The sequence below is a fragment of the Pseudomonas sp. R19M genome (assembly GCF_050312585.1).
Lineage (GTDB): Bacteria > Pseudomonadota > Gammaproteobacteria > Pseudomonadales > Pseudomonadaceae > Aquipseudomonas > Aquipseudomonas palleroniana.
Window position 1 is genome coordinate 14,628 of record NZ_JBNPJV010000042.1, and the last position, 12,063, is coordinate 26,690.

General features: G+C 61.1%; 6 protein-coding genes. 1 reads left to right on the forward strand and 5 read right to left on the reverse strand.

Annotation, left to right across the window (positions count from 1 at the left end):
- Positions 1-96 precede the first annotated feature (96 nt).
- The 3 genes from ACQRBT_RS07460 to ACQRBT_RS07470 form a co-directional block, all read right to left on the reverse strand.
- Positions 97-1,446, reverse strand: coding sequence for a DUF3999 domain-containing protein (locus ACQRBT_RS07460; RefSeq protein ID WP_412046560.1), 1,350 nt, complete (start codon positions 1,444-1,446; stop codon positions 97-99).
- A complete protein-coding gene (locus ACQRBT_RS07465; protein WP_412046559.1) occupies positions 1,446-4,964 on the reverse strand; it encodes a DUF2339 domain-containing protein in 3,519 nt (1,172 codons plus the stop codon). Before ACQRBT_RS07465 ends, ACQRBT_RS07460 begins: the two co-directional genes overlap by 1 nt.
- Before the next feature lie 166 nt (positions 4,965-5,130).
- Entirely contained in the window at positions 5,131-7,581 is a 2,451-nt protein-coding gene (locus ACQRBT_RS07470) for a glycogen/starch/alpha-glucan phosphorylase (protein ID WP_060754595.1), read from the reverse strand.
- A gap of 226 nt (positions 7,582-7,807) precedes the next feature.
- Between ACQRBT_RS07470 and ACQRBT_RS07475 the strand changes: the two genes are divergently transcribed.
- The gene (locus ACQRBT_RS07475; RefSeq protein WP_003237464.1) at positions 7,808-8,242 is read left to right on the forward strand and encodes a YkgJ family cysteine cluster protein; all 435 of its coding nucleotides are present in this window, start codon (positions 7,808-7,810) and stop codon (positions 8,240-8,242) included.
- Between the two features lie 195 nt (positions 8,243-8,437).
- Here ACQRBT_RS07475 and typA read toward each other — a convergent pair whose 3' ends face one another.
- Both typA and thiI read right to left on the reverse strand, forming a co-directional pair.
- Positions 8,438-10,258 (reverse strand): translational GTPase TypA, encoded by a 1,821-nt coding sequence (gene typA, locus ACQRBT_RS07480; RefSeq protein ID WP_060754596.1) that lies wholly within the window; start codon positions 10,256-10,258, stop codon positions 8,438-8,440.
- Between the two features lie 139 nt (positions 10,259-10,397).
- Positions 10,398-11,852 carry a tRNA uracil 4-sulfurtransferase ThiI gene (gene thiI, locus ACQRBT_RS07485; protein ID WP_060754597.1) on the reverse strand — a complete coding sequence of 485 codons (1,455 nt, stop codon included), beginning with the start codon at positions 11,850-11,852 and terminating at the stop codon, positions 10,398-10,400.
- Positions 11,853-12,063: the final 211 nt, after the last annotated feature.

Below are 12,063 nucleotides of genomic sequence, written 5' to 3' on the forward strand. Positions count from 1 at the left end.
GGAAGGCTCCGAAGAATGGGGGGCTTAAAAACCCGCGCAGTTTAACGCGAGTCGAGGCTTAAATCCTCTAATCAGAGGATTTAAAGCCAATAGAGTTCAGGGGGTACCCTGAGGCTTGCGCAACAAACTGTAGGCCATGGCGCCCAGTGCCGCCACGCCCAACAGGAGCACAGCCCACAGGCCCAACTTCTTCCAGTCGCTACCTACCTCAGGCGAAACGGCCACGGCGGCGGGCTTGACCACAACCTCTCCCGTGACGCTGGCCTGGCCCAATGCCTTGAGCCGTTCGGCACTGTAGTCGGGAATCAACGTGGATAACGGCAAATTCGCCGCCTTCACCGAAGCATTGCCAAGCGCCAGGGTAAACGGCGGCTCACCCCGTGCCAGGAACACCAATTGCGTGGAGCGCACGGCAAACCGCAGGGCCGGTGCTTCGATCCCCAGACCGCCGCCCCGCTCATCCACCTGCAACTTGAGCTGCGCAACGGCCACGCCCGGCAATTGCAACTCATCCTGCACCACGTCCTGGCCATTACGGGTCAGGCGATACAACAAACCATTACTCAGCGGCTGCCACGCTTGATTGGCCTCAAGGCGCCCGGCCAAGGTCACGGGGGCCAACGTGTTGGGTTGCTTCAACTCGACGCGCAAGCGCTCGACATGCAGCCCCGTCGGCAACTGCCAGCTGTATTCGCCGGCGTTGAGCCGCGTGCCCGACAACGGCTGCGACCACACCAACGGCAGCGGCAGGCTGCTGCTGGTCGCGCTGACCAGCTTGGCCGAGGTCAACTGCGGCGCGGCTTGGCCCTGCCAGACCAAACGCAGATAGCGTGCCGACTGCCCCGGCAGACTCACGTCATGCTGCTCGACCCGCTCGTCGGCAAACGACAAGCGCGCCACTTGGCCATCACCCCAGGCTTGCCAGTGTTGCAGGTCATCACTGGCTTCAATGCTGAAACGCTGGAAGCCATCCTGCTCGCGACTCCAGTCAAGGCTCAGTTGCTGCAACGGCGCCTTGATCGCACTGGCGTCCAGCACCCAGCCGCGCAGCACCTGTTTGTCCGTCTTGATAGCAGGGCGCACCTCCAGCAAGGTGCCCTCGGTGGTGGATTTCATCACCACGCCGGGCAACGCTTGCTGCGCGTCAGCGGCGTACAGCGGAAACCACTTCACATCGGCAACGTCGCGGCTTTCAGTACGCTGCGCCGATTGGCGCGACAACGCATAAGCCTGTGGCTCCCCTGCGGCGTTGAACACCCGCACATCACTGAGATCGGCCTGCCGCGCACTCAACTGCACCGCCAGCGGCAGCTCCAGGCGATACCAGGGGCCATTGCCGCTCACGGCCAGCGGCACCTGCGTGGTGAAGTCAGCCGGCCCTTCCTGCGCGTAAACCGCCGAACACAGCAGCCCTACCATCCACCCAGCCAGACTCAGCTTGCCCATCAAGAAGACGCTCCTTCGGTTTGAATCACAGGTTCGGCGCGCTTGGGCGGCAGCGGTGCAAAGTAGCCCACCACCAGCAACAGCCCGCCGACGCCGATAAACGACACGATCCGCGCCAGACCGCCGCGGTTACTCAGTTCGACAAAGAACAGCTTGGCCACCACCACCGCAATCAGCGCCGCGCCGATCAGCCACACTTCGCGACGATGGCGCAGGTGACCGCCGATCATCAGGCCGAGGGCGATCAGGGTCCAGACGATCGACAGTCCGGCCTGCACCAGCATCGACTCCAGCAGCGCATCCCAGTGAAACGGCACGCCGCCCCAATGGTGGGCGGTGCGCATCACCAATGCCGTCAAGAACGCAAACAGCGAAACACCCGCGACACCCTGGGCGATCAGCTCAGCCTGCGGCCCGCGTTGCGGCGCCACGCTGCGCGACCACAGGTACACCCCCAGCAGCGCGAACAGCAAGCCCAGATCCAACGGGTTGAGCAGCGGCACATAAGGCAGCGGCCTGGCCGTGCCGTCGCTGAAGATATTCGCCAGCCAGAACCAGCCAAGCATCAACACCGCCAACGGCAATGCCGCCAGCACGCGATACTCACGCGGATAAGCCGCCACCGGCCACGGCCAACCGCGTGGCGCGGCCGCCAGCACCAGATACAGGCTCGGCAGAATGGCCCAACCCAACCAGCGCCAGGCGTTGTACTCGCTCGACAGCAACAACAGGCCGTAGCGCAATTCCAGGGCCAGCACGCCGATCAACATCCAGCAGCCAAGCACATGAGCGATGCTCAACACCTTGCCTGGCACCACCGCAGCCAAGCGGCGCAGCGCAATGAAATGCACCGCGAACACCGCCAACCAGGCCAGCCAACCGTAGTGGGCCGCCGGGTGGTAATAGGCATGGGCGGACACCAGCAATACCAGGCCCGCCGCCGGCATCAGCAAGGTGCACAGCATGCCCAGCGAGGCCCAGCGCAGGCGTTCGGCCAACAGCGCCCAAATCGCCACGCTCACCGCGGCTATCGCCAGCAGGAACGGGCCTTGCAGTTCCTCTGGGATAAACCGCAACACTTCACCGATCAATGCCAGTGCCCACCAGGCGGCGCCCCACACCAGCAACAGGTCGGACAGGCGCTGCAGCTTCAACACGGTAAATACCGGCGCCTGGGGTTCACGCTGCAAGCGCCAGGCGCCGACCAGAGCAGCAAGGCCCAGCACCATCGGTGTCCAGAACCCACTGTGGGCCAACGGCCGCAAGCCGTCGCCGGTCATGGGCCCGAGCAGCTCCGGCACCGCCAGCAGGAAAGAGGCGCCACCGACCAGTTGCAACAGCAAGCCAAACACGAAGCTGACGCGCTGTTGCAGGTGCAGGCTCAACCAGATGATCAACAAACCACTGGCCGCCCACACACCGCTGGCACTTTCCCAGGGCAGTACGAACAGCACCGCCAGGTTGATCAGCACCAGCCCCGCCAGCAATACCACCGACAATCCACGCAGCAGCCGCACATCGCTGCGCACCTGGTCATCGCGCGCAGCCAGTAACATGCCGCCCACCAAGGCCAGGCCGATCAGCGACGCGCTCATCAGGCCGCTCCAGCCCGCACTGAATACCGCCGCCCCGTCACCCCCCTGCAGGCGCAACAGGAACAACGCGCCGCCCAGCAACTGCACGGCGAAGGCGGTGAACAGGAAAGTACGCGAGCTGATGCGCAACCCAATCCACAACGTGACCAGACCGGCCATTGCCCAACTGATGGCCGTGCCTTGGGTCAGCAAAAACAACGGTGCAAGCAGGTACAAAGCACTCAAGCCCAGGCTCGCCAGCACCGGCAAGCCTTTGCGCTCCCAAACCGCCGTCTGCTCGGTCGATGCCTTGCGCAATTGATCAAAGCTGAACAGCAACGCGGCGCCCAGCAGCAATGCCCCCAGCGGCGCGCCCTCAAGCAAGGTCAGGTCGCCCACCCGTAGTTCACTGAAGAACGCCAGCGCCGACCCCAACTGCAGCAACAGGCCAAACGCCCGCGCCAACGGTCGCTGCTGACGCAGGCCAAGCCAGACGATCCCGGCGCCTTCCACCGCCCAGGCTGCGGCCGTCCAGCGCGCATCCAGGCCCAAGGGTATCGCCAGGCTGGCGAAGATTACCCCCAGCGCCAGGCAGGTTTCCGACAGTAACAAGGCACGCCCGCCACTGAGCCACCGGGCCAGGACCATGTAGATGATGCCCAGGCCCAATGCGCTGAAAGCAGCGGCAAACTCCAAATGCTGCACCAGCGCGAACTGCAAGCCAAACCCCACCAGCGGCGGGCCGAACAACAGGCTGCCATCAACGTAGTTGCCCTTGGCCGCCGACCAGCGCAACAAGGCACCCCGGCTGTCGTCCTCGGGGGCGTCGCTCATCTCCAGCAATTTGCGGCGGGCGAACAACAGGCCGATCACCAGGTACATCAGGAAGAACAGAATCAGGAACGGCTCGGTGCTCCATAGCAGCTCCGGCGTATACGAGCGCATGCCCCAGGCAAAACCGATACCGAAGGTGCCCACAAACCCGATCAGATCCAGCAAGCGCCAAGCCTTGAACCAGGCGATGGCGAGGATGCCGGCATTCAGCAAGGCGAAATAGCTGAACAGCGCCACATGGTTACCGGCGCCGGTAGAGGTGAGGATCGGCGCGGCAAAACCACCCAACGCCGCCGCGCAAGCCAAGCCGAGGGCGTCCTGGGTAACCGCCAGGATCGCCGAGAACACGGTGACCGCCACCAGCAGGCCCAAGGCCGCACCCGGGTCAATCAGCGGGTGCAGACGCATCGCGGCAAAGACGGTCAGGTACAGCACCGCGATCCCGGTGCCTTGCAGCATCAAACCGTAATTGCTATTGCGCAGCCGCAGCCACCAGCCCAGGCCCAGCAGGCCGACGGCGGCAGCGGCAACACCGGCGTAACGCAGCTCGATCGGCACCACCATGCCTTCTGTGGCGTAGCGCAGCAGGAACGCCAGGCCGAGAAACAGCAGCACCACGCCGACGCGCAATACGGTATTACCGCCGAACAGCCAATTGCGCGCACCGCTGAGGGCGCGTTCGATCAGGTTGGGGCCACGGGGGATGGCAGGTTCTGCAGGGCGAGGCGCCGGCGTTGATGCCCAGACGTCATCCGGCAGCGGTTGGCTCGCTTCGGCGACCACGACCATGGGGGCGATTTCGGCAGGCAGTTCCCAGACCAGCTCGGGCGCCTTTATAACCGGTGCCGGCTCAGGCGCAAGCGGTTCTACGCTCACATTGTTCGTCGGCGCAGGGACTTCCAGTTGCCGCAGGCGCTCACCCAGTGCGATCAGCGCCTTCTGCGTGGTTTCCAACTGACCCGCCTGCTGTTGCGCCTGGGCCGCCAGCTGCGACAGGCGAATCGCCTGGCCAATGCCCAAGCCCAGCAGCGCACCGATGCCGGCATCACTGAACGACTCGTCGAGTGTCCAGCCGAGCACCAGGCCAATCAGCATGAAAATCCATTGCATGGTCGATATCCCTAATTAACCCGAGGCGGGCAAACCGGCGCTCAGTATATCGACCAGGATTTAATGTGGGAGGGGCCTGCCCACCGATAGCGGTGTATCAGTCCACATATTTGCTAACTGAATACCGTCACCGGGAGCAAGCCCCCCACATTTTGGACAGTTGTGTTTAGTCGAGGGCTTTCCAGATCTCGGTGGCGTACTCCCTGATGGTGCGATCCGAGGAGAACCAGCCCATCCGCGCCGTATTCAGTACCGCCGAACGCCACCATGCCTTGGAGTCATGCCAATGCGCCTCGACCCGCGCCTGGGCGTCCCAGTAGGAATCAAAGTCGGCACACACCAGGAAGCGGTCGTAACTGACCAAGCCGTCGATCAACCCCACATAGCGCCCCGGGTCATCCGGAGAGAACACCCCGCCGCGAATCGCCTGCAGCACGTCATTGAGGCGATGGGACGCCGCAATATCGGGGCCTGCGTGGAACTCACCGGCATGCTTGCGCGCCTCGACCTGCTGCGCACTGAGGCCGAAGATAAACATGTGCTCGGCACCGACGCGCTCGTGCATCTCCACGTTGGCGCCATCCATAGTGCCGATGGTCAACGCGCCGTTGAGGCCGAACTTCATGTTGCTGGTGCCTGAGGCTTCGAAGCCGGCGGTGGAAATCTGCTCCGACAAGTCCGCCGCCGGAATGATGCTTTCCGCCAGGCTGACGTTGTAGTTGGGCAGGAACACCACTTTGAGCAAGCCCCGCACGGTCGGGTCGTTGTTGACGGTGCGGGCGATGTCGTTGGTCAGTTTGATGATCAGCTTGGCCTGGTGATAACTGGCCGCCGCCTTGCCCGAGAAAATTTTCACACGGGGCACCCAGTCGGTTTCCGGCTCGGCGCGGATCGCCTGGTACAGCGCGACGGTGTGCAACAGGTTGAGCAGTTGGCGCTTGTACTCGTGGATGCGCTTGACCTGCACGTCGAACATCGCCGCCGGGTTGACGGCGATGCCCAGCCGCTCGTGAATGATCTCGGCCAGTGCGCGCTTGCTGTGCAGGCGTTGTTCGGCGAAGGCTTTGCGGAACGTCTGCTTCTCGGCAAACGGTTCCAGCTCGACCAGGCGCTCTTCAGGCTTGTCGAGGATATCGGGCCCCAGCGCCTCCACCAGCATCGCGGTCAGCTTGGGGTTGGCCTGGTACAGCCAGCGGCGGAAGGTGATGCCGTTGGTTTTATTGTTGATGCGCTCCGGGTACAGCTTGTGCAGCTCGGAAAACACCGTGCTGCGCATCAGTTGAGTGTGCAGGCCGGACACGCCGTTGACGCTATGGGAGCCGAGGAACGCCAGGTTGCCCATGCGCACGCGGCGGCCGTTGTCTTCTTCGATCAGCGACACCGAACGCAGCACATCGAAATCGTGGATGCCTTTGGCGCGCAGCGAGTCAATGTGCTGTGCATTGATCAGGTAGATGATCTGCATGTGCCGGGGCAACATGCGCTCCATCAGGCCGACCGGCCAGGTCTCCAGGGCTTCGGGCAACAGGGTGTGGTTGGTGTACGAAAGCGTTTCTACGGTGACGTCCCACGCCGCTTCCCAGGGAATATCGTGCAGGTCGACCAATTGGCGCATCAATTCGGCCACGGCGATGGACGGGTGGGTGTCGTTGAGCTGGATGGCGGCGTGCTCACCCAGGCTCAGCACCGAGCCATGCATGTTTTTGTGGCGGCGCAGCAGGTCTTGCAACGATGCCGCGACGAAGAAGTACTCCTGGCGCAGGCGCAGTTCCTGCCCCGCTTCGGTGCTGTCGGCCGGGTAAAGCACGCGCGAGATGCTCTCCGCACGGGCAACTTCGGCCACGGCGCCCAGGTGGTCGCCGGCGTTGAAGCGCTCCAGGTGCAGGTCTTCCACCGCACGCGCACGCCACAGGCGCAAGGTGTTGACGCTCGCGCCACGCCAGCCGACCACCGGCGTGTCATAGGCCACCGCGCGCACGGTTTCGTTGGGTGTCCACACCTGGATCATCTTGCCGGAGGGGTCAGCCAGGGTTTCGACGCTGCCGCCAAAGCCAATCGGGTAAATTACTTCGGCCCGCTCGAATTCCCACGGGTTACCGAAATCCAGCCAGCGCTCGGTCTGCTCCTGCTGCCAGCCATCCACAATCGCCTGGCGGAACAAGCCGTGCTCGTAGCGAATGCCATAACCGTGGCCGGCAATGCCCAAGGTCGACATGCTTTCCATGAAGCACGCCGCCAGGCGCCCCAGGCCCCCGTTGCCCAGCGCCGCGTCGGGCTCCAGCAGGCGGATGCGCTCCAGGTCCACGCCCAGCTCCGCCAGGGCTTCGCGGGCAATTTCCAGCACGCCAAGGTTGCTCAGGCTGTCGTAGAGCAAGCGCCCGATGAGAAATTCCAGAGAGAGGTAATACACCCGCTTCTGGCCTTTGCGATAAATGCGCCGGGTATGGTCCATCCAGTGATCGACCATCTGGTCGCGGGCGGCCAGGGCAATGGCTTCGAACCAGTCATGGTCGAAGGCGTGATCCGGGTCCTTGCCCACCGCGTAGGTGAGTTTGGTCAAGACGGCATCGCGAAATGCGGCTACCTCTGCTTCTCGTGCAAGCGGTTCCTGAGACATCGGTGCGACCTCGGGCGAGATTGAAGGAGTTGCTAGAGCCTAGTCGGTCTGACAGACGGTAGACGTGCTGGTTCGGCAGTTTTTTTACTCATTCACCTATGCGCAAATTTAATGCAGGGGTCGTGCCGATCAGCCTTTGAGCTGAAACCCGCAAAATATTGTTCAAAAAACCACCAATCCCGGTATGATCGCGCGCCCGGATACAGCCCCACCTTTTGGAACCCTGATGAAGCCTCAACTGATCGCCGCCGCGGAACTCGACCGTCTTGAGACCTGGCAGAAATATTCCGCCCACATGTGCGGCGGCTGTGTGTCCAGCTGCTGCACGCTGCCGGTCGAAGTGAAGATCAAGGACCTGATCCGCATTGGTATCGTCGATGAATTCGAGCGCGGCGACCCGCCGAAGAACATCGCCAAGCGGCTGCAGAAGGAAGGCATTGTCGAGCGCTTCAATTCCAAGTCGGAAATTTTTACCCTGCAGCGTATGAGCAACAACGACTGCCTGTACCTGGATCGTAAGACGCGCTTCTGCACTATTTATGACAAGCGCCCGGATACCTGCCGCAACCACCCGAAGATCGGGCCGCGGCCGGGTTATTGCGCATACAAGCCGAAAGAAGTGGTGCGCGAGACCAACTTCAAGACTCTCGACAAGTTCTGATGATCGTTCCCACGCTCTGCGTGGGAATGCCTCTTGGGACGCTCTGCGTCCCATCAAGAGCGGACGCAGAGCGTCCAGGGCTGCATTCCCACGCAGAGCGTGGGAACGATCAATCGCAGAGCGTGGGAACGATCAGGCATAAAAAAACGCCCCCGGCCTTTCGACCGGGGGCGTTTTTATTCAGCCTGAGCTAACTCAGTTCTTGGCTTTCTTGGCAGCGCGGGTACGCTCGCCTTCGTCCAGGATCTTCTTGCGCAGACGGATCGACTTAGGTGTAACTTCGCACAGCTCGTCGTCCTGGATGAATTCCAGAGCCTGTTCCAGGGTGAAGCGAACAGGTGGAACCAGGGCGATGGTTTCGTCTTTACCCGAAGCACGCATGTTGTCGAGCTTCTTGCCTTTGGTTGGGTTGACGCCCATGTCGTTGTCACGGCTGTTCAGACCAACGATCTGGCCGTTGTAGATCTCTTGACCGTGCTCAACGAACAGCTTGCCACGTGCCTGGAGGGTTTCCAGGGAGTAGGTCAGCGCCTTGCCGGTTTCTACCGATACCAGAACACCGTTCTGACGGCCGGACATGTCGCCGGACTTCATGGTGTCGTAGCGATCGAAGATCGAGGTCAGGATGCCAGCACCGTTGGTCAGGGTCAGGAACTGGTTACGGAAACCGATCAGACCACGAGCAGGGATGTTGTATTCCAGACGCACACGGCCTTTGCCATCCGGCACCATGTTGGTCAGGTCGCCCTTACGCAGGCCCATCTCTTCCATGACCTTGCCCTGGGATTCTTCAGGGGTGTCGATGGTGACGTTTTCGAACGGTTCCTGCTTCACGCCGTCAACCTGACGGATGATCACTTCAGGACGACCAACACCCATTTCGAAGCCTTCGCGACGCATGGTTTCGATCAGTACCGAGAGGTGCAGCTCACCACGGCCGGAAACCTTGAACTTGTCAGCCGAGTCGCCTTCTTCAACGCGCAGTGCAACGTTGTACAGCAGCTCTTTGTCCAGACGCTCCTTGATGTTACGGGAGGTCACGAACTTGCCTTCTTTACCGCAGAAAGGCGAGTCGTTTACCTGGAAGGTCATGGAAACGGTTGGCTCGTCAACGGTCAGAGGCTTCATCGCCTCCGGAGTATCCGGGTGGCACAAGGTGTCAGAGATGAACAGCGAGTCCATACCGCTGATGCACACGATGTCACCGGCTGCCGCTTCTTCAACGTCGATGCGGTGCAGGCCGTGGTGACCCATCAGCTTCAGGATACGACCGTTGCGCTTCTTGCCGTCGGCGCTGATAGCCACAACCGGGGTGTTCGGCTTGACGCGACCACGAGCGATACGGCCAACGCCGATAACACCCAGGAAGCTGTTGTAGTCCAGTGCGGAGATCTGCATCTGGAACGGACCGTCACGGTCAACAGCCGGCGCTGGTACGTTGTCGACGATCGACTGGTACAGCGGGGTCATGTCTTCAGCCATGTCGTTGTGGTCCAGACCGGCAATACCGTTCAGGGCCGAGGCGTAGACGACTTTGAAGTCCAGCTGTTCTTCGGTGGCACCCAGGTTGTCGAACAGGTCGAAGATCTGGTCCAGAACCCAGTCCGGACGCGCGCCTGGACGGTCAACCTTGTTGATGCACACGATCGGACGCAGGCCGGCTTCGAACGCCTTCTTGGTCACGAAACGGGTTTGCGGCATAGGGCCGTCTTGAGCGTCAACCAGCAGCAGAACGGAGTCGACCATCGACATTACGCGTTCTACTTCGCCGCCGAAGTCGGCGTGGCCCGGGGTGTCCACGATGTTGATGTGGTAGCCGTTCCAGTTGATGGCGGTGTTTTTTGCCAGGATGGTAATACCGCGCTCTTTTTCCTGGTCGTTGGAGTCCATCACGCGCTCGTCGTTGAGCTCGTTGCGCTCCAGGGTGCCGGATTGACGCAGGAGTTTGTCTACCAGGGTGGTTTTACCATGGTCAACGTGAGCAATGATGGCGATGTTACGTAGATTTTCGATCACTTGTGTATCTCGATCAGAGGATTCGGTGTGCTGACAGGTCGTGGCAGCGATTAACAATAGAGTCAGGCCTTGCCGTTACAGCTTGACGGCAGAGTCGGGGGGCCGGTGACGCAGGCCACAGGCAAACAGCCCCGGGCTCTTAGCTCGGTCGATAAACGCGCACATTGGCATGCCCCTCACTGAGCAAATGGTGGGCATGCAGGCGACTCATCACGCCTTTGTCGCAATACAGCAGGTACTGACGGCTGTCATCCAGTTCCTTGAAACGCGCGTTCAGTGCGTAGAACGGCAGCGTTTGCACGTCGATGCCAGCAATTTCCAACGGTTCATCTTCAGCGGCATCCGGGTGACGGATGTCGATGACGATCTGGCCGGCCAGAGCCTCGCTGACTTCTTCGATCTGTACATCCTGGCCCAATTCATCGATTACGCGATCGATCGGCACCAGCTTGGCGTTCTCGAGCGCACGCTCCAGAACGGCCATATCGAATTCTTTCTCTTCATGCTCCACGCGGTGGCGCTTGGCATGGGTCTTGGGGTTCACCGAGATGACCCCGCAGTACTCGGGCATATGCCTGGCAAAGTCGGCGGTGCCGATTTCTTGCGCCAGGTCGATGATGTCCTGCTTGTGGCTGGCGATCAGTGGGCGCAATACCAGCTTTTCGGTCACACAATCGATCAGCGACAGGTTCGGCAGCGTCTGGCTCGAAACCTGGGAGATCGCCTCGCCGGTCACCAGCGCGTCGATGTGCAGGCGGTCGGCGATGCTCGACGCGGCGCGCAACATCATACGCTTCAATACCACGCCCATATGACTGTTATCGACTTTGCCGAGAATTTCGCCCAGCACTTCCTCGAACGGTACGCTTACAAATAGCACGCGTTGGGAGCTGCCGTATTTCTTCCAGATAAAGTGCGCAACTTCCATCACGCCCAATTCGTGTGCACGCCCGCCCAGGTTAAAGAAGCAGAAGTGGCTCATCAGGCCGCGGCGCATGATCTGGTAGGCCGCCACCGTGGAATCGAAACCGCCGGACATCAATACCAGGGTCTGTTCCAGGGCGCCCAGTGGGTAGCCGCCGATGCTGTTGTGCTGGCTGTGGATGACAAACAACCGTTGGTCGCGAATTTCGATTCGGACTTCGATTTCCGGCGTTTTCAGCGAAATTCCGGCTGCGCCGCATTCACGACGCAGCTTGCTGCCGACATATTTCTCGACATCCATGGAGCTGAACGGATGCTTGCCGGCACGCTTGCAACGTACAGAAAAGATCTTGCCTTCAAGCGAACTACCGTAGTGCTGCTTGCACTTTTCGGTGATGTCGTCGAAGTCGCCCAGCGGGTATTCATCCACCTGCAGGAAATGCGCGATGCCCGGCATGCAGCTCAGGCGCTCGGTCATGTCTTTCAAGGCCTTGGCGTCGGTGACACGGGTTTCCAGCTCGAGATTGTCCCACACGCCATTCACCACCACAGCCGGGTCCAGGTCACGGAGCACGGCACGGATGTTCTTGGCCAATTGACGGATGAAACGCGTCCGTACCGGTCGGCTTTTAATGGTGATCTCGGGGAAGACTTTAACGATTAATTTCATGGAAACAGCGCGCGCCGGGCCTGCTGAAAAAGGGGGGCGCGGATTATAGCGGAAATCGCTCAAGGTTTAACCAGTTAATATGCACAGCACACGCAATGCACTAATCAGGTGCATTTTCACTCCTCTGCGCTACATTGAGGTGCGCTATTTCTGGGCTTTTGTCGCAATGCACCTTTATAGGGGCGTTTTTGGAGCAGAAAACCCATGTTGG

Excerpts from the sequence above, each read along its gene's own strand:
- thiI (WP_060754597.1), bottom strand. The coding sequence starts at position 11,852 with ATGAAATTAATCGTTAAAGTCTTCCCCGAGATCACCATTAAAAGCCGA.
- ACQRBT_RS07465 (WP_412046559.1), bottom strand. The coding sequence starts at position 4,964 with ATGCAATGGATTTTCATGCTGATTGGCCTGGTGCTCGGCTGGACACTC.
- ACQRBT_RS07470 (WP_060754595.1), bottom strand. The coding sequence starts at position 7,581 with ATGTCTCAGGAACCGCTTGCACGAGAAGCAGAGGTAGCCGCATTTCGC.
- ACQRBT_RS07460 (WP_412046560.1), bottom strand. The coding sequence starts at position 1,446 with ATGGGCAAGCTGAGTCTGGCTGGGTGGATGGTAGGGCTGCTGTGTTCG.
- ACQRBT_RS07475 (WP_003237464.1), top strand. The coding sequence starts at position 7,808 with ATGAAGCCTCAACTGATCGCCGCCGCGGAACTCGACCGTCTTGAGACC.